This window comes from Bacteroides sp. AN502(2024) (assembly GCF_041227145.1).
In the GTDB taxonomy this organism is placed as follows: Bacteria; Bacteroidota; Bacteroidia; order Bacteroidales; family Bacteroidaceae; genus Bacteroides.
Genome location: NZ_JBGFSP010000003.1, coordinates 194,114 through 213,784, shown reverse-complemented (window position 1 = coordinate 213,784; position 19,671 = coordinate 194,114). Strand labels below are relative to the sequence as shown.

General features: G+C 41.0%; 15 protein-coding genes and 1 pseudogene. 8 read left to right on the top strand and 8 right to left on the bottom strand.

Features of this window, described 5'->3' with window-relative positions; genetic code table 11:
- Positions 1–9 precede the first annotated feature (9 nt).
- The 3 genes from AB9N12_RS00915 to AB9N12_RS00905 form a co-directional block, all read right to left on the bottom strand.
- Entirely contained in the window at positions 10–237 is a 228-nt protein-coding gene (locus AB9N12_RS00915; protein ID WP_004297419.1) for a ferredoxin family protein, read from the bottom strand.
- A 34-nt stretch (positions 238–271) separates the two neighbouring features.
- On the bottom strand, positions 272–553 hold the full coding sequence (locus AB9N12_RS00910; protein WP_369889063.1) for a tol-pal system YbgF family protein: 282 nt from the start codon (positions 551–553) through the stop codon (positions 272–274).
- A gap of 121 nt (positions 554–674) precedes the next feature.
- The gene (locus AB9N12_RS00905; RefSeq protein WP_369889062.1) at positions 675–1,589 is read right to left on the bottom strand and encodes a cation diffusion facilitator family transporter; all 915 of its coding nucleotides are present in this window, start codon (positions 1,587–1,589) and stop codon (positions 675–677) included.
- Positions 1,590–2,000: 411 nt separating this feature from the next.
- Between AB9N12_RS00905 and AB9N12_RS00900 the strand changes: the two genes are divergently transcribed.
- The 3 genes from AB9N12_RS00900 to AB9N12_RS00890 are packed head-to-tail and all read left to right on the top strand — an operon-like array spanning position 2,001 to position 6,128.
- Positions 2,001–3,773 carry an ABC transporter ATP-binding protein gene (locus tag AB9N12_RS00900; RefSeq protein WP_369889061.1) on the top strand — a complete coding sequence of 591 codons (1,773 nt, stop codon included), beginning with the start codon at positions 2,001–2,003 and terminating at the stop codon, positions 3,771–3,773.
- Complete coding sequence (locus AB9N12_RS00895; RefSeq protein WP_369889060.1) at positions 3,766–5,505, top strand: ABC transporter ATP-binding protein; 1,740 nt, start codon at positions 3,766–3,768, stop codon at positions 5,503–5,505. The genes AB9N12_RS00900 and AB9N12_RS00895 overlap by 8 nt, the downstream gene beginning before the upstream one ends.
- Before the next feature lie 14 nt (positions 5,506–5,519).
- Complete coding sequence (locus tag AB9N12_RS00890; protein WP_369889059.1) at positions 5,520–6,128, top strand: TetR/AcrR family transcriptional regulator; 609 nt, start codon at positions 5,520–5,522, stop codon at positions 6,126–6,128.
- Between the two features lie 317 nt (positions 6,129–6,445).
- Here the strand turns inward: AB9N12_RS00890 and ccsA are convergent, their stop codons facing one another.
- A complete protein-coding gene (ccsA, locus tag AB9N12_RS00885; protein WP_369889058.1) occupies positions 6,446–8,545 on the bottom strand; it encodes a cytochrome c biogenesis protein CcsA in 2,100 nt (699 codons plus the stop codon).
- Positions 8,546–8,566: 21 nt separating this feature from the next.
- Complete coding sequence (locus tag AB9N12_RS00880) at positions 8,567–9,718, bottom strand: Rid family hydrolase (protein ID WP_369889057.1); 1,152 nt, start codon at positions 9,716–9,718, stop codon at positions 8,567–8,569.
- A 218-nt stretch (positions 9,719–9,936) separates the two neighbouring features.
- Between AB9N12_RS00880 and AB9N12_RS00875 the strand changes: the two are divergent.
- Positions 9,937–10,035 (top strand): annotated as a pseudogene (locus AB9N12_RS00875) (transposase); the annotation flags it as partial.
- Positions 10,036–10,246: 211 nt separating this feature from the next.
- Here AB9N12_RS00875 and AB9N12_RS00870 read toward each other — a convergent pair.
- The 3 genes from AB9N12_RS00870 to AB9N12_RS00860 form a co-directional block, all read right to left on the bottom strand.
- Positions 10,247–10,609 carry a DUF2023 family protein gene (locus AB9N12_RS00870; protein ID WP_369889056.1) on the bottom strand — a complete coding sequence of 121 codons (363 nt, stop codon included), beginning with the start codon at positions 10,607–10,609 and terminating at the stop codon, positions 10,247–10,249.
- A gap of 33 nt (positions 10,610–10,642) precedes the next feature.
- The gene (fldA, locus tag AB9N12_RS00865) at positions 10,643–11,149 is read right to left on the bottom strand and encodes a flavodoxin FldA (RefSeq protein ID WP_369889055.1); all 507 of its coding nucleotides are present in this window, start codon (positions 11,147–11,149) and stop codon (positions 10,643–10,645) included.
- Positions 11,150–11,284: 135 nt separating this feature from the next.
- A complete protein-coding gene (locus tag AB9N12_RS00860; protein ID WP_369889054.1) occupies positions 11,285–12,460 on the bottom strand; it encodes a phosphoribosylaminoimidazolecarboxamide formyltransferase in 1,176 nt (391 codons plus the stop codon).
- Between the two features lie 208 nt (positions 12,461–12,668).
- Between AB9N12_RS00860 and AB9N12_RS00855 the strand changes: the two genes are divergently transcribed.
- The 4 genes from AB9N12_RS00855 (at position 12,669) to ileS (ending at position 19,655) form a co-directional block, all read left to right on the top strand.
- Positions 12,669–13,820 (top strand): IS4 family transposase, encoded by a 1,152-nt coding sequence (locus AB9N12_RS00855; protein ID WP_369888970.1) that lies wholly within the window; start codon positions 12,669–12,671, stop codon positions 13,818–13,820.
- A 194-nt stretch (positions 13,821–14,014) separates the two neighbouring features.
- A complete protein-coding gene (locus AB9N12_RS00850) occupies positions 14,015–14,719 on the top strand; it encodes a hemerythrin domain-containing protein (RefSeq protein WP_369892776.1) in 705 nt (234 codons plus the stop codon).
- Entirely contained in the window at positions 14,709–15,317 is a 609-nt protein-coding gene (locus AB9N12_RS00845) for a response regulator transcription factor (RefSeq protein ID WP_369889053.1), read from the top strand. Before AB9N12_RS00850 ends, AB9N12_RS00845 begins: the two co-directional genes overlap by 11 nt.
- A gap of 849 nt (positions 15,318–16,166) precedes the next feature.
- A complete protein-coding gene (gene ileS, locus AB9N12_RS00840; RefSeq protein WP_369889051.1) occupies positions 16,167–19,655 on the top strand; it encodes an isoleucine--tRNA ligase in 3,489 nt (1,162 codons plus the stop codon).
- Positions 19,656–19,671: the final 16 nt, after the last annotated feature.

Below are 19,671 nucleotides of genomic sequence, written 5' to 3'. Positions count from 1 at the left end.
TCTTCTCTTTTATTCGACTTTTACTTTATATACTGAAATACATCCGTCCGGACAAACTGTTGCACACGAGCTGCATCCGTTACAGGTGTCTTCTTTTACTTGCCAGGCATAGTTATAGCCTTTCATATTTACCTCTTTGTTGAGGGCGATTACATCAAGCGGACATGCCACTACGCACAGGTTGCATCCTTTGCAACGCTCCGTGTCGACTACGATTGCTCCTTTGATTTTTGCCATAATCTTTATTTTATTACGTTATCTTTGAATTCGATTATTGATTAAACAGATCCTTGTGGTAGAAGTTGAGGATGTCTATCGCCATTTTTCTTGCCTGGACAGCAGGACTTTCTGGATTGAGATCGATGGCATACTGGTAGTTGTCTAGTGCCCGCTTCCAATCTCCTTTCTTTCGGTAGGCATTTCCCCGTAAATAGTATAGAGTATCTTTCTTTTTCTCGACAGAATTTTCCTGGAGAAGCTGGTCCAATTGCTCAATTGCTGTGTCCACATCTCTCTGATTGATAAGCTCTTTTAGGTTGTCTATTTGATCCATTTCTTTTCGTATTTCAGGATTTCAGATACGCAAAGATAGTTTTTATTTATGTAAACAGGGCAAATGAAGAAGGAAATTTGCAACGTTTTGAGTTTATTACATATTAGGTGAATAAATAAGATTAAACCATATCTTTATCGACCCCGAATTTCTCTCCTGTCTGACATTTACCGGCAGGCTCTACATGTACCAAGATGTCGTATACATTATCTACCGAATTTATAATGCTCTTCTCCACTGCATCGGCAATCTCATGGGCTTGCGTGATCGTGATTTGCGGATTCACTTCGATATCAAGGGTAATCATATAGAGATTTCCTATCATTCGTGATCTGACACGATGCGGATTACTGGCACCGGGCACCTTCTCGACAGCTTCGAATATCTTGTTGTATACATTGACATCTTTCACTCCATCCATTAGTTCCACATTAGAATCAATGAAAATATGGACGGAGGATTTGATGATGAAGAGGCTGATTATTAATCCTGTTATCGAATCGAGTATCGGTAACTTGAAGATGAAAGTAAATATTAATCCTAATAAGACTCCTGTTGAGATGATAACATCATTACGCATATTGATGGCATTTGCCGTCAGCATGGAACTGTTGATCTTCTTTCCCTGTTTATACTGGTATGAGGCCAGTATGAGTTTACCGATAATAGAAAATACTGTGACATAGATGGCGATAGCCGATGGTATCTCTTTCACTTCCTCTGAAAATATACTTTTAGTGGACGATAGCAGCATTTGTACACCGGCATAAAATATCACAAGTGAGAGGATCTTTGTAGCGATACCTTCGGCTTTCTCATAGCCGAATACGTACTTCTTTGAAGGAGGACGGTTGATGAGACGTGCCGTAAAAACCATAACGATAGAGATGACAACATCGGTTGCCGAGTCGATACCGTCGCTGATTACGGCTAGACTACCGGCAAACAAACCGATTATGATTTTGGATATGGACAGGATTGCATTGCCGGTTGTACTGATCCATGAGGTCTTGATTAATATTTGCTCTCTTGACATTGAAGTGACTCTTTATAATTTTGTAATGAGATTGGGTGGCAAAGATAAGCATTAATAGGAGTTTGTGACATGAAGTTGCAAAAAACTTTTTCCGCCTTTTTAGTACTTCATACGTTTTAGTCGTATTTAAAGGCTCCTTATGCGGAGGTGTATTTTCATTATTTTTAGGTATTGTCCGTCTTGTCGGCGAGCCGTACCTTTGCAGAAAATAATTGAAAACTTATGCGAATCAGTGAGAGACGAGTCGGGATTAATCATATATCAAAGGTGCACATGTACCGGATTGAATGGGATGAAAGAGCTTATAGAAATATAAGCTCTTTTTTTTGAACGATTTTGAATATTGTTCCTTTTTGAAAACAAATGATAAGTTTAATGATTGTCGAACTTAATATAAATTGAACGTATGTTATGAGTACATTGAAAAAACTTCAGAGTTACATGGGTAAACGGAAAGTGCTTTTGCCTGCGGCAATGCTACTGTCTGCCTTAAGTGCCCTGGCGGGTATGTTGCCTTATATCTTTATTTGGCTGATTGTGAGAGAACTGCTTGAATACGGAGAGATAACCTCTTCCGGTAATGTGGTGATGTATGCTTGGTGGGCGGCAGGCATGGCTGTGGCAAGCATCGTCCTTTATTTTTCCGCCTTGATGTCTTCGCATCTTGCAGCTTTTCGGGTTGAATCGAATTTGCGCAAAGAAGCCATGCGCCAGATAGTGCGTATGCCTCTCGGCTTCTTTGACATTAATACGAGCGGACGTATTCGTAAGATTATAGATGACAATGCAGGAGTTACCCATCTTTTTCTGGCACATCAGTTGCCCAACCTTGCGGCTACTTTTCTAGTGCCGTTGGTCGCTGTCATACTGATTTTTGTGTTCGACTGGATACTTGGTCTGGCATGTATCATCCCTGTGATTATTGCCATGCTGATTATGGGATTTATGATGAATGCGGAGGGGCGGCAGTTTATGAAAAACTACATGACTTCTCTGGAGGAAATGAATACCGAAGCTGTAGAGTATGTGAGAGGAATTCCCGTTGTGAAGGTTTTCCAGCAGACCATTTACTCTTTCAAGAACTTTCACCGTTGTATTATGGATTATAATAAAATGGTATTCGGCTATACTCGAATGTGGGAGAAGCCGATGTCGCTCTATACCGTAATAATCAATGGCTTTGTGTTTCTCCTTGCTCCGTTGGCTATTCTGCTGATTGGTTATTCAGGTAATTATGCATCGGTATTGCTCAATTTCTTTCTGTTTGTTCTTATTACTCCTGTATTCTCTCAAAGTATCATGAAGAGTATGTATCTCAATCAGGCTTTGGGGCAGGCGAGTGAAGCTATCGGACGTCTTGAGAATCTGGTTGTTTATGAGCATCTGACTGTTGTAGCACATCCACAATCGGTAAAGGAGTTCAGTATTCGGTTCGAAAGGGTCTCCTTCTGCTATCCGGGAGCTAATCAGAAGGCGGTGGATAATGTCAGTTTCACTATTCCGCAGGGAAACACGGTAGCCCTTGTCGGAGCTTCGGGCGGAGGAAAAACAACAATTGCCCGTCTCGTTCCCCGTTTCTGGAAGGCAACGGAAGGGAACGTTTTAATAGGTGGCATCAATGTAAGAGAAATTGCTTCCGAAGAACTGATGAAACATATTTCTTTCGTGTTCCAGAACACAAAGCTGTTTAAAACTTCTCTGCTCGAAAATATCAAATATGGTAACCCCGATGCAACCATGGAGGAAGTGGAACGGGCAGTGGATATGGCACAATGCCGGGAATTTATCAATAAACTTCCGCTCGGACTGAATACGAAGATTGGTACGGAGGGGACATATCTCTCCGGTGGGGAACAGCAACGGATTGTACTGGCACGTGCAATTCTGAAAAATGCTCCCATCATTGTACTGGATGAAGCGACAGCTTTTGCCGACCCCGAAAATGAGCATCTCATCCGGCAAGCCTTAAAAGAGCTGACAAAAGGAAAAACCGTATTGATGATTGCTCATCGTCTTTCAAGCATCACTGATGCCGACAATATCCTCGTCATTGACAAGGGGAAGATTGCGGAGCAAGGCACACATGTCAACCTGCTTGAAAAAAAAGGAATCTATTATCATATGTGGAATGAATACCAGCAATCTGTTCGCTGGACAATAGGAAAGGAGGTTACTAATGATTGAAGTAATAAAAAGACGTTTTTCTCTTTCAACTAAAGGAGCGAAAGATTTCTGTAAAGGTGTGTTTTTCACTACACTGCTCAATATTGTATTGATGTTGCCGGCGGTATTTGTTTTTCTCTTTCTTGAGGAATATCTTCGTCTTGTGTTTCAGCCTTCGGCTTCGGTGATGCATGGTATTCTCTATTATAGCATACTCGGCATTGGCTTTATGATAGTCATGTATATCTTTGCGGTATTGCAATATCGTAGTACCTATACCACCGTTTATGACGAGAGTGCAAACCGACGTATCTCATTGGCGGAAAAGCTTCGTAAGTTGCCTCTGGCTTTCTTTGGCGAAAAGAATCTTTCCGACCTCACCGCCACGATTATGGATGACTGCACCGATCTCGAACATACTTTCTCGCATGCAGTTCCTCAGTTGTTTGCTTCCATTATCAGTATTTTGCTTATTGCTGTTGGTATGGCATTTTATAACTGGCAGTTGACGATTGCTTTGTTCTGGGTAGTGCCGCTTGCCGCCTCAATTCTTCTTTTTTCGAAGAAGGAAATACAGAAAAGTAATGACAGTAATTATCTGAACAAGCGAATGGTGACCGAGCATATCCAGGAAGGACTTGATACCATTCAGGAGATAAAATCCTACAATCAGGAGAGAGACTATCTGGAAAAACTGGATGTGAGCATTGATACCTATGAAAAGTTCATGACTCGTAATGAACTGGTGCTCGGCATGTTGGTTTATGGTTCCCAAAGTATATTGAAACTCGGACTGGCAAGTGTTATTATCGTAGGTGCCAATCTCTTGGCTTCGGGTACGATTGATTTGTTTACCTATCTTATATTTATGGTTATCGGGTCACGTGTATATGCTCCGGTCAGTGAGGTGATGAATAATATGGCCGTTTTGTTCTATCTGGATGTGCGTATCAATAGAATGAATGAGATAGAAGCATTGCCGGTACAAAGCGGGACTACCGAATTCACTCCTCAAGTTTTTGACATCGAGTTCAGACAGGTAGACTTTGCTTATGAGCAGGGAAAACAAATTCTGAATAATTTGTCTTTTATTGCCCGACAAGGTGAAAAAACGGCTTTGGTTGGTCCTTCGGGTAGTGGTAAGAGTACGGTGGTCAGGTTGGCGGCACGTTTTTGGGATATTCAGTCGGGAAAGATTACCCTCGGTGGGCAGGATATCAGTCGGATTGATCCTGAAACTTTGTTGAAAAACTATTCTGTTGTCTTTCAGGATGTGGTTCTTTTCAATGCTTCTATTATGGATAATATCCGTATTGGCAAACGGGATGCTACGGATGAGGAAGTCCGAAGAGTTGCCCGTCTGGCACAATGTGATGAGTTTGTTACTAAAATGCCGCAGGGATACCAGACAATTATCGGTGAGAATGGAGAAACATTATCTGGCGGTGAGCGTCAGCGTATTTCCATTGCCCGCGCTTTGTTGAAGGATGCTCCGATTGTGCTGCTGGATGAGGCTACTGCTTCACTTGATGTTGAGAATGAAACCAAGATACAGGCAGGGATATCGGAATTGGTACGTAACAAAACGGTACTGATTATTGCACACCGTATGCGAACCGTTGCTAATGCCGACAGAATTGTAGTATTGGAGAATGGAAGTCTTGCTGAGATGGGAACACCGGAGGAATTGAAAAAGAAAAATGGTATATTTGCCCGAATGGTGAACAGGCAGCTTACAAATATGAATGGATAAATAATAGTGATGCTATGCAATTTTTGAAAGGAGGTATACAAGAGGGAATCTTGAAGGCAGCCGAAGAAGTGTTTCTGGAAAAGGGGTATAAGGATGCGTCTATGCGTGAAATTGCTTCAAGGGTAGGGGTGACGGTGAGTAATATCTATCATTATTTCACCAATAAGGATGAAATATTCCGTACGATTCTGAAACCGGTATTGAATGATCTGTATGCTATGATTTATAATCACGATGCAGAGCAGATGACGCTTGATGTCTTTATGGGTTCGGATTATCAGAAAATGTCTGTACGAGAATATATCAGATTGGTCTCTGAACATCGTGACCGTTTGCAGTTGCTGCTTTTTCAGGCACAAGGTTCTGTCTTGGAAACCTTCCGTTCTGAATACACGGATTTGATGACGCGTACGATTTCTGTTTTTTTTCAAGGGATGAAACAGAAATATCCGCATATCAATATAGCAATAACGAACTTCTTTGTCCACCTGAATACGGTATGGTTGTTTGCCCTGCTCGAAGAGTTGGTATTGCATCCAGTGAAGAAAGAAGAGATGGAGAAGTTTATAGCGGAGTATATCGCTTTTGAAACGGCTGGTTGGAAAGAGCTCATGAATGTATGAGCTCTCTCACTTTATGCTATTACTGATATAAAAAACGTCCGGCTTTCACAAGCCGGACGCCCTTGCCTCTTTTAGAATATGTCATCTATTCATATTCCCAAATAAATACATTATATGGTTTTTTCAACTTAACAACCAAATAAAAGAAATGCGGGTGAATCACTTCGGCCGATTTCTATGTATTTTTAATGTGGCTACGTAATATAATTATGACTAATTAATTTAATTCTGATATTGCAAAGATAGGGGCTTTCCGTTTTTCCCGCAATCCCCTAAAATGGGTATTCTTCTATCAATTACTAGCTATATATGGTGGTTCAGGTGTTTGCATAACTATGCATTCCTCCAAGAACATAATTCACTCCGAAATAGGTCATTAAGACGGTCAGGAAAGCAAGAATCATATAGATATGGAAGAATAGAGGTTTGCGGAAAATGCGCAGGCTTTGTGAATGGAAGGCTACTCCATATACCAGAAAAGTAATCAGCGCCCATACTTCTTTCGGGTCCCACGCCCAGTATCGTCCCCAGGAAACGTTTGCCCAAACTGCTCCCAGAAAGATGCCTGCTCCTAAAAAGAAGGTGGCAGGATAGAGTAGTAAACGACTGACTAGCGTCAACTGTTCTATCCGGTTATCTTGTTTAGCGTTGTTTCCGGAGGCATTGCTTCCCGACTCTTTTTTGGGGAGGCACAATGCCAGTATTCCGTTTAGCATGATAAATGCCAATAGGGAATAAGACATCATAATTAATGAGACATGAATACTTAGCCATGGAGAGACGAGCACCGGCATTAATGGGGTTATCTGGGGATTCATTTGTCCCAGATAGGAGACTAGTAGAGCAAAGCCGGAGAGCAGGAATCCGAATGGAAGTATAAACGAGAATTTTCGATGGAGCAGGCAGGCTATCAAGAGAACACAAAGAGCCATGAACTGCATGGTTTCGTAACCGTTGCTAAGTGGAATACGACCGGCAATGTACCAGCGCAGGCAATATCCTGCTAAATGGAATATGAAAGCAAGATAGAGTGCTACAGAAAAGAAAGTTTTTGCTATCAGGGAAATTGTTTTGGCTTTGGGGGAGGGTACACCTCTTCGCAGGCTGTTATGAAGCAGAAGCAGGAAAGACAACACTCCCAATGACAGGTTAATCATAAAAAGAATCTTGCTGAACGGAATCCGGTTGTAGAGTAATTCTGCTTTTACTTCCAGTTCGGAGAGAGGTTGCACGTTGCCATCAGTTGGTAATGGATGAATGAATGTTCCTTTTTCCAACATCAGGATCAGACCGACTTTTTCATCTGTCTCCTGGATCGCTTTAGCGAGTTTGCTGTCTTTTCCCTGTTCTTGTTGCCATGTTTTCTGGAGACGGTAGACCGGACCGTCAAACAAATCGGTCAAGCGTGCATAAGAGGTTTTCAAACCGAGTAAATGATGCAGTTCAGGACTTTTTATATATATCATCGGTTCATTTTTCCATGATTCCGGGTATAGAATCCAGCCACTTATTACTTGTTCGGGAGTGAATCCTTTATAGTAGGTTTTTCCTGTCAGTTTCTTTACAAAGTCTCTTGCCAGTGTATTGAACGGTACTACACGGTCATGGTAGATAACCTGCTGTTGTGCCAGACTGTCTGCCTGTATTTTGTTTAATACGCGAAGAGGTGTTTCCTGTGCTTGCGTCGTTTCAGTTAGGTAAAAAAGGAATAAAATGAATAACCCTCCTTTTTTCAATAAGGGATGATTTAATAACTGACGAAATTCCCCCCGGCGATAGAAAAGTAGTAAAATCATGGAGATACCTAGTAGGATGTATCCGCTATAGGTTACTCTGATACCCCATGGGTCATAGTTTACTGTTAGCCAGCTTCCTTGACCATCTTCGTCAAATGATGACTGGTAAAAGCGGAATCCTTGCATGGCAAATATACGGTTCATTGAGATGCGTTCGTTATGAAAAGAATCTTTCTCCCCGGGAAGTGAGTAGTTGATATAACTGACGTAATCAGCAGGAGCTTCTGTGCCCGGATAATACTCTATCCGGAAACTGTCCAGTTTCATAGTAAATGGCAAGTCTATATTTTTGTTGTTTTGTGGTGACTGGAAGCTACTTTTTACTGTATTCAGACGTAAATGCATATATCCTTGTTCACTATAGATAAACGTAATCATGGCTCCCAGCAAGATAATAAGGAGGGAGCCATGAAACAGTAAAACAGGGAGCCGGTACCATAAAGAACGTCGGATGAGGGCTACAAATCCTATTACGGCAATTACTCCCCACAGACAACAAAACCAGGTTGTGTGATATATGTTTCTTTCTGCAAACTCTGTCCCGTATGCTTGCTCTATGAAAGTGGTAGCAGCAAGTAATCCTATCAGACAGATATATAAAATGATAAGTAATCTTTTCAACGGTATATCTTTTAAATGATATTAATAGGGAGCATATTCCTTATTCTCACAGGTTTTTACTCCCATACATTCCATTTCGATCAACCAACCCGGCCGGCATACCGGTGCATGTACAAATATTTTGGGTGTACAAGGAAAACGTTTGTCGTACATATCTTTGACGATGGTATAATCTGCTATGTCACGCAGATAAACAATCATCTGCCCCATGTCGTCAAATGTACATTCTGCTTCTTTCAGCAGGGCTTCCACATTCTCCCACATCCGTTCTGTTTGTTTGCGGATATCTCCCGGATATACCACTTCGCCTTTATTATTTATACTTGCTGTGCCCGAGATGAATACTTGGCGACGATCTCCATAATCTACATAAGTGCCACGCTCGAAACTGACACCGTATTCATAAGTGGGATTCAGGTGTGTCGGTGCATAAAGAAAATGAATCTGTTCGGGTTTGATTCCGTCTACGGCATACGTGTCCATTTGTACAAGAATTTTAGGGTCAGCGTGACGTCCTCCGATACCTGTACTGGAAATGTAGTGTGTCTTTTCCGTCAGGTTTTGAGTAATGAATACTTCGTTACGTGCCTTTACTACTCCGGGATAATTCACATCCACATTCTGTACGAAAAACCAGGTACGGATACAGTTGGCGGCTAGTTTGCAACCTTGTTCGATAAGCTGCATGACATAGTCATTTAATAGTAGTCGGGTCTGGTATTCCGGATTGGCAGCCCGATTGAAAGAGCAACCACCCCAAAGATGGCGGTATGGGCCATGTTTAACCTCAAAAAGACCATTATGCAGCATTTGTGTCTGCATCTTCGTTTGGAGGTAAATCCATACTGCTATTTTGGTCCCGTTCAACGGTGGCTGTTCGACGATAGAAAGTGCGCAATCCGAACTTTCAGTTGTAAGTGCCAGTAAAGTGTTTGCCTGATTGGAAGCGTCGCTCAAGAAATATCGTTTGAAAATGGCGACTGTACCTTGCAGTTCTTTTTCCCGTAATTGGTAGTATGTATCTATAATGGCGTTTAATTGTTCCTCATAAGTATCTTTCGACTGGGTTGCGTGAATCATTAAATGATATTCGGAAACGCCGTCTGCTACTTCATATTTAAATATTTCAGTTAAAGTCTTTTCAGATTTCAAGGGTTGTTGTCTGCTGTTCATGTTAAAGTTTCTGTTACAAGTTAAGAGCCCGTTAAAAAATGACTGAAATCTTTTTTTAACAAAGTTGTCATATCAGTCTGATAGTTTCTTTCTTTGAAGTGACCAAACTTTTAAAAAAAGTGTATCAGACTGATTTGACGGAAATAGAGGGGAAATATATAACAAAAGTGCTGAACCTGCAAGAAAGAAAGCGAAAATACGATTTGCGAATGATTTGGAATACCATTTTTTATTTAGTGAAGACCGGTTGTCAATGGCGTATGTTTCCTCTTGATTTCCCTAAATGGCAATTGGTTTATTACTACTATCGTAAATGGGCAGCTCTCTGGACTTTGATTTACTATTAGAGAAATTACGTGGACATATATGTGTAAAACAAGTGGAGCTTTTGCTTGTAATTGAAAGAATCGTTTCTTTTACAGGCAATTCCTTTGAGTATATCTACCATCAGGAAACTGCCTTTTCAGAAACGATTCAACTCAGACAAACTACATGCAAACAAAGCTAAACTTATGCTAAGGTTATCGCTTAAACTGCCATCTTTATACCTCCTTTTTTACTGCAATACCGTTTGCATTGCTGGCAAAGGTCATATCCCAGCATAGCTCCTAAAATAAAATCTTCTTCGGCAGTCAGTTCGTTTAAAGGACGGATGATGATGTGCCGCATGGCTTCCATACATTCTGCCTTTCCAAAAAACAGGTTGATTTTATTGGTACCTACTTCCTGTATCATATAACTGATCTTTTGATTTTTCAATCGGCGGATGGCAAATTCTTCGTGCTCTTTACTCATTGTGTAAAGTACCATGTTGCGTATGCCTTTCTTAAATTCATAAATATGATTAAGAAAAATTCGGATTTCGCCGGGGATGATTCTTTCAGTTTCCATGATGCAAAGTGTTCTTTTTATGTTCCGGTAAAATTAGCAAATTTCTTGTTTCACTTGTTCTGCCCATGCACTTATACGTTCGTCTGTTTTGTTATCTTCGTTGACTTCGTCAAGTGGAAGACCTACAAACTTACCGTTTACGACAGCAATGGAGGAATCGAATGTATAGTCTGCAGTATCTGTTGCTCCACAGAATTTACAGTGGGTATCTTTCAGGTCTTCATAAAGAATACCTATTGCATCACAGAATGTGTCGCTATATGAGTCGGAGTCACCGCAACCGAACAGAGCTACAGATTTGTGGGATAAATCACACTTCTTTAAAACTTTTACTCCATCGTACCAGTCGTCTTGAAGTTCACCTGCTCCCCATGTGGAAGAACCGAGCACCAACACATCATACTTATTGACTAATGCCTCTGTTAGCTTGGATACATCAAATACATCTGCCGATGGTACATCTAATTTCTCTGCAATTCGACGGGCAAGATCTTCTGTTGTTCCGGTTGTGGAACCATAAAATACACCAATTTTATTCATCTTTGATTCGTTTTTAAATGTAACGCTGCAAAGATAGAAGGTCTTAAAGAAATAGAAAATCCCCATTTATGATGGAAGATTTGTCTCATTCTCATTATAAATGGGGATATCTGGAATAAAAACGGTCGTTCTTTTTTAATGGTGGAACAAGCGGATGTCTGTAAATGCCATTGCCATATTGTATTTGTCGCAAGTTTCAATCACATGATCATCACGTACTGATCCGCCCGGCTGTGCAATATAGCTGACACCACTCTTGTGTGCGCGTTCTATATTATCTCCGAATGGGAAGAAGGCATCCGATCCTAAAGCTACACCTGTCATCGTATCCAACCATGCCCGTTTTTCTTCGCGAGTCAGTATTTCAGGCTTTTCAGTGAAGAACTGTTGCCAGATGCCGTCTGCCAGTACGTCGTCATAATCTTCCGAGATGTAAACGTCAATCGTATTGTCACGGTCTGCACGACGGATTTTCTCAATCCATGGCAAGTTCATTACTTTCGGGTGTTGGCGTAGATACCAGATATCTGCTTTATTTCCTGCCAGGCGTGTACAGTGAATACGAGACTGTTGACCTGCACCAATACCGATTGCCTGTCCGTCTTTGGCATAACATACAGAATTGGATTGAGTATATTTTAAAGTGATTAAGGCAATGATTAAGTCTCGTTTTGCATCAGCTGGGATTTCCTTGTTCTGCGTAGGCATCTCTTTCAAAAGACTTTCATCGATCTTCAATTCGTTTCTTCCTTGTTCGAAAGTTACTCCGAATACATCTTTATGTTCGATAGGAGCCGGGCGGTATGCAAGATCTATCTTTATTACATTATAGGTCCCTTTTCTTTTATTCTTCAGAATCTCCAGTGCTTCGGGAGAGTAGTCGGGAGCAATGACACCGTCGGATACTTCACGGTTGATAATGCGTGCTGTCTCTTCGTCGCAAGTGTCGGACAATGCGATAAAGTCTCCATAAGATGACATTCGATCTGCTCCACGTGCACGGGCGTATGCTGTAGCTAATGGAGATAGTTTCATGTCGTCGACAAAATAAATCTTCTTCAGCGTGTCGCTCATTTCTACCGCAATAGCAGCACCTGCAGGGCTGACATGTTTAAAAGAAGCGGCAGCCGGCAGTCCGGTAGCTTCTTTTAGTTCTTTCACTAGTTGCCAACTGTTGAATGCATCCAATAGATTGATATAACCGGGACGTCCATTCAATACTTCGATGGGCAGTTCGCCTTCTTTCATAAAGATACGGGCAGGTTTTTGATTGGGGTTGCATCCGTATTTCAGTTCGAGTTCGTTTGCCATTTTATTAATTACAAATTGTGAGTTACTAATTACAAATTGATGGCGACAAAATTACTAAAAAAAAGACTGGCCCGCCTAAAGTTGTGCCACAAAATAGTAGTATATAATCAATATTGTCCTAAATAAATTGGGGGGAACAAATAAAAAGGAAGTAGAACTAAGGTAAAATGACTACCTTAGTAGCAAGCTACCAACTCATCTACTTCCTATGGCAAATATAACACTTTTCGCACAGGTAATATCACATCTCCCGAAAGAAAATATCAGGAAAATCATAAAATCTTCGGGGTCAGACAAGCATTGCAAGGGCTACAATACATGGAGTCAGTTTGTTAGCATGATTTTCAGCCAATTCTCAGGATGTGATTCAGTCAGAGATATCTCAAACGGGCTGAAATCAGCCACCGGCAACCTCAATCATTTGGGAATCAACCGTGCACCATCCAAGTCAACGGTAGCATATCAGAACGCCAACCGAGACAGTTCGGTTTTTCGCGGCATATTCTACTCGTTGTTTCAGTATTTCGGACAGCAAGCCCTATGGCAACGAAGAAAGTTCCGTTTCAAGATGCCGATAAAACTGCTCGACTCCACATTGGTGTCATTGACTCTGTCAATATATGACTGGGCACATTACACTACCACCAAGGGGGCGGTCAAGATGCACACGCTATTGGACTATGACAGTCTTTTGCCGGAGTTCGTGAATATCACCGATGGCAAAACCACCGACAACAAAGCTGCTTTTGATATTGAGTTACATCCGTATAGTATTGTAGTAGCCGACCGAGGCTACTGTGACTACTCATTGCTGAATAATTGGGACAGCAGCAACGTGTTCTTTGTAGTGCGTCATAAAGACAATATCCGGTACAAAGCCATAGAGGAGTTGCCTTTGCCTGAAAAACACGCTCAGAATGTACTTATTGACGAAATAATCGAGTTCGAACTCTCGGCGGCCAAATCCAAATATCCCAAACGTTTACGTCGCATCGCAGTATGGAACGATGAACACGGTTTTGAAATTGAGTTACTCACAAACAACTTCACATTGGCAGCATCAAGCATAGCGGCTCTGTACAAGGCTCGGTGGAACATAGAAATCTTCTTTCGCAACCTCAAGCAACTGCTACGCATCAAGAGCTTTATCGGCACATCCCGCAATGCCGTAGAGACCCAAATATGGACTGCTATGACTACAATGCTGATTCTGACATGGCTAAAGCACATCGCAAGATACAAATGGGCATTGGCTAACCTTGTGGTCACGCTCCGGCTGAACACATTTACCAAAATCGACCTCCAAAAATGGCTTGATCAACCATTTACACCACCTCCCGAAACCATCGAAAACGATTAGGGGGGATTGATTTTGAACTCTCGAGGCTATACTTAACAGTATAGTCAGTTAGCTCATGCTCAAAATTTATTTAGGACAATATTGGTATATAATTAGTATTTGGTCATTTTCGGTGAATCAAAATACCTACAAATGATGATTGCATTTCAGCAAAATATTCCGTTCCTTTGCAGTCTTTAATATAAATTGGTATGATGGATAATTTACAAAAATATAAGCCGGCTGATAAGATGATCGATCTTATCAGTGATAATTATTCTTTGTTGCAAGTGATGAGCCGTTTTGGGCTTCCGTTGGGGTTCGGTGATAAAACAGTCAAGGAGGTTTGTGAATTGAATGGAGTAGACTGCCGGACCTTTCTGATTGTAGTCAACTTTATGGCTGAAGGCTTTTCCCGGCTTGATGGATATAAAGATGATATTTCCATACCTGCATTGATTGATTATCTGCGGCAGGCGCATATTTATTTTTTGGATTTTTCTCTTCCCGCTATTCGTCGTAAACTGATTGAGGCAATCGACTGTTCGCAAAATGATGTTGCTTTTCTCATCCTTAAGTTTTTCGATGAATATACGCGAGAGGTGCGTAAACACATGGATTATGAAGAGAAAACCGTATTTAAGTATGTCGATTCATTGATTAAAGGAGTTGCTCCTAAAAACTATCAGATCAGTACATTTTCCAAGCATCACGATCAGGTAGGGGAGAAATTGACTGAACTGAAAAATATCATTATTAAATATTGTCCTGCTAAAGCAAATGAGAATCTTCTGAACGCGGCTCTTTTCGATATATATGCTTGCGAAGCCGGACTGGAATCTCATTGTAAGGTTGAGGACTATATTTTTGTTCCTGCTATTCTGAATTTGGAAAGGAGGATTAGGGAAAATGAAAAATAACGAGGTAGTTCGAATAGCTATTGCAGAGACCTCTGTAATTATTCGTAGTGGATTGACTGCTGTATTGAAGCGCCTTTCTAACGTAAAAGTTCAACCCATAGAAATACTGTCTACTGAAGCTTTGCATGATTGCGTTCGGACGCAATGTCCTGAGATGTTGATTGTCAATCCTACTTTTGGCGATTACTTTGATGTAGCTAAGTTTCGAGATGAATTATCCGGTAAAAGAATACGTTTAATAGCCTTGGTCACTTCTTTTGTGGATGCTTCATCATTGAGCAAGTATGATGAGTCGGTTTCGATATTCGATGATCTGGAAACTCTTTCTAAGAAAATTGCAGGTTTGCTGAATGTGGCTTCTGAAGAAGAGATGGATAATCAGGATACGCTTAGCCAGCGGGAAAAGGAAATCGTCATCTGTGTGGTGAAAGGAATGACAAACAAGGAGATGGCAGAAAAGCTTTTTTTGTCGATTCATACGGTGATTACACACCGGAGAAATATTAGCAAAAAATTGCAAATACATAGTGCTGCCGGTTTGACTATCTATGCTATTGTAAATAAGCTGGTTGAGTTGAGCGATGTGAAAAATTTATAGCCTGCGGAAGTGTTATAAAATATAAAACCGTTTGCGTGCACGAAAAATATTCGTACCTTTGCAAAGCAGTTGAGAAATTGCTGTTAGTTTATAAGGTAAAAGAATATGTTACATAAGGTATTAGATTAGACAGTTTAAGGTATTGAAAGTTTTTTAGTTTGGTTCAATAGGATAAGTTTTTTTAATATAAGGTGAAAGGATAACAATAGGTAAGAGGTTTTTTGGGTAAAAAGAAGATTCGTTTTCAGGAAATTTGAGGTGTTATGGAAAAGCCTTTTAGGCTTTTCTGATGCAGTGGCGGGTGGTTCTATAAAAGAATTAACTCGTTTTTTATTTATATGGGGGATGTGCGTATCTCGTCACTATCCTTGCTGGATAGCGTCACTATTTTCGGAAAGAAAACTTATCAACGAATATGGTTGCTTGATCTTTCAGGTTAGGAGGGTAATAAAAATAAAATCCCGACGAAATCACTTCGGCAGGACCCTATTTCATTTTTACTTAAATGTGGCTACGTAATAAAATTATGACTAATTAATTCAATTCTGATACTGCAAAGATAGTGTGTCTCAGAATGTCTCACAATCGCCTTTATGAGGTATATTGTGTAGCTATTCTCACTATTTATGGTTAGTTGCAGGTACTTTCTCGAACAAGTAGATCGGTTTCCCACTAAAACAAGTATATACCTGTTTTGTCTAGGCTTTAGACGTTTTATAATAGTTAACATCACACGAATTCGATTAAAAGTCTTAGCTTTTTGTTCAATTAAACAAATGTTTTTGTAAATTTGCACCCTTAAAAATGGGTATACCCCTCAATTTGTAAATTGTAAAATCGTAGACAGCTATGGGTAAGAGATTTACTGAATATTCGCAGTTTGACCTTTCGCAGGTGAACAAAGATGTGCTGAAGAAATGGGACGAGAACCAGGTTTTCGCCAAGAGTATGACAGAACGTGATGGCTGTCCTTCGTTTGTATTTTTCGAAGGACCTCCCTCGGCTAATGGTATGCCGGGTATTCACCATGTAATGGCTCGTACCATTAAGGACATTTTCTGTCGCTACAAAACGATGAAGGGTTATCAGGTGAAGCGTAAAGCCGGATGGGATACGCACGGACTGCCTGTGGAACTAAGTGTAGAAAAGGCATTAGGTATCACCAAAGAAGATATTGGTAAGAAAATCTCTGTTGCCGACTATAATGCGGCTTGTCGGAAAGACGTGATGAAATATACCAAGGAGTGGGAAGACCTGACTCATCGGATGGGATATTGGGTGGACATGAAGCATCCTTATATCACGTATGATAATCGTTATATTGAGACATTATGGTGGCTGTTGAAGCAACTGTATAAAAAAGGATTATTATATAAAGGATATACGATCCAACCGTATTCACCGGCTGCAGGAACAGGATTGAGCTCACACGAGTTGAATCAACCGGGCTGTTACCGTGATGTAAAAGATACAACGGTTGTTGCTCAATTTAAAATGAAGAATCCTAAACCGGAAATGACAGAATGGGGAACTCCTTATTTTATCGCTTGGACAACTACTCCGTGGACATTGCCTTCAAATACGGCACTCTGCGTAGGACCGAAAATTGATTATGTGGCTGTACAGTCTTACAACACCTATACCGGAGAACCTATTACGGTGGTTCTGGCAAAAGCTTTATTGAATGTACATTTCAATGCAAAAGCTGCTGATTTGAAGTTGGAGGATTATAAAGCCGGAGATAAACTTGTGCCGTTTAAAGTGATTGCCGAATACAAAGGCACTGATCTTGTCGGTATGGAATATGAGCAGCTGCTTCCTTGGGTAAAACCTGTCGAAGTATCTGAAGATGGAACTTGGAAAGCCAGTGATAAGGCCTTCCGTGTAATACCGGGTGATTATGTAACTACAGAAGATGGTACGGGTATCGTTCACATTGCACCGACATTTGGTGCGGACGATGCGAATGTGGCACGTGCTGCAGGAATTCCGTCACTATTCATGATCAATAAAAAAGGTGAAACTCGTCCGATGGTAGACCTGACCGGTAAATTCTATATGTTGGATGAGCTGGATGATACCTTTGTCAAAGAATGTGTGGATGTAGACAAATACAAGGACTATCAGGGTGCATGGGTGAAAAACGCCTATGATCCTCAATTCATGGTAGATGGTAAATATGACGAGAAAGCTGCGCAGGCTGCCGAATCTTTGGATATCGTTATTGTCATGATGATGAAAGCAGACAACAAGGCTTTCAAGATAGAAAAGCATGTCCACAACTATCCGCACTGCTGGCGTACAGACAAACCGGTACTTTATTATCCGTTGGATAGCTGGTTTATCCGTTCTACCGCTTGCAAAGAGCGAATGATAGAATTGAATAAAACCATCAACTGGAAACCGGAATCTACCGGAACGGGCCGTTTCGGTAAGTGGCTGGAAAATCTGAATGATTGGAACCTTAGCCGTTCTCGTTATTGGGGTACTCCATTGCCTATCTGGCGTACGGAAGATAATACGGATGAGATATGCATCGAATCTGTAGAAGAACTTTATAATGAAATCGAGAAATCGGTAGCGGCCGGATTTATGAAATCGAATCCGTACAAGGATAAAGGTTTTGTCCCGGGCGAATATACCGAAGAAAACTATGATAAGATTGATCTTCACCGTCCTTATGTAGACGACATCATACTGGTATCGAAAGATGGTCAGCCGATGAAGCGTGAATCAGACCTGATTGATGTATGGTTCGATTCGGGTGCTATGCCATACGCGCAGAACCATTATCCGTTTGAAAATAAAGAACTGTTGGATAGTCGTCAGGTATATCCGGCTGACTTTATCGCAGAAGGAGTAGACCAGACACGTGGTTGGTTCTTTACCTTACATGCTATCGCTACGATGGTATTTGACAGTGTATCATACAAAGCTGTTATTTCTAACGGTTTGGTGCTCGATAAGAACGGCAACAAGATGTCTAAGCGTTTGAATAACGCGGTCGATCCGTTTACGACAATTGAAAAGTATGGTTCCGACCCGTTGCGTTGGTATATGATAACCAATTCTTCTCCATGGGATAATCTAAAATTTGACGTTGAGGGAGTGGAAGAAGTTCGCCGTAAATTCTTTGGTACTTTATATAATACGTATTCATTCTTTGCACTTTATGCGAATGTAGACGGATTTGAATATAAAGAAGCGGATGTGCCGATGGCAGAACGTCCGGAGATCGACCGCTGGATCTTGTCTGTATTGAATACATTGATAAAGGAGGTAGATACATGTTATAATGAATATGAACCGACAAAGGCAGGACGTTTGATTTCTGATTTTGTGAATGATAATTTGTCCAACTGGTACGTTCGCCTGAATCGTAAACGTTTCTGGGGTGGTGAATTTACACAGGATAAATTGTCTGCTTATCAGACATTGTACACTTGTCTCGAAACAGTTGCCAAATTGATGGCTCCTGTATCTCCGTTCTATGCAGACCGGTTGTATACCGACTTGATTACAGCAACAGGACGTGACAATGTAGTTTCTGTCCATCTTGCCGAATTTCCGAAATATCAGGAAGAAATGATAGATAAGGAATTGGAAGCTCGCATGCAAATGGCACAGGATGTTACATCGATGGTGTTGGCATTGCGCCGCAAGGTGAATATCAAAGTACGCCAACCACTGCAGTGTATCATGGTTCCGGTGGTAGATGAAGAACAGAAAGCTCACATCGAAGCTGTAAAGAACCTGATTATGAATGAAGTGAACGTAAAAGAAGTCAGATTCGTTGATGGTGCAGCCGGTGTATTGGTGAAGAAAGTGAAATGTGACTTTAAAAAGCTGGGACCGAAGTTTGGCAAGCAAATGAAAGCAGTCGCTGCTGCTGTTGCAGAAATGTCACAGGAAGCAATCGGTGAACTGGAGAAAAACGGAAAGTATACATTAAATCTGGATGGTGCGGAAGTTGTTATTGAAGTATCGGATGTCGAGATCTTTAGTGAAGATATTCCGGGATGGTTGGTTGCCAATGAAGGCAAACTGACAGTAGCGCTTGAAGTTACTATTACCGAAGAATTGCGTCGCGAGGGTATCGCCCGTGAATTGGTGAACCGTATTCAGAATATACGTAAGTCAAGCGGTTTTGAGATTACTGACAAAATAAAAATTACAATCTCGAAAAATACGCAAACTGATGACGCGGTAAATGAAAATAAAGATTATATTTGTAACCAAGTTTTAGGCACATCTTTGGAGCTTGCAGATGAGGTGAAGGATGGAGTAAAGCTTGATTTTGATGATTTCTCACTGTTTGTGAATGTGATAAAAGACTAATACCATAATTGATTAA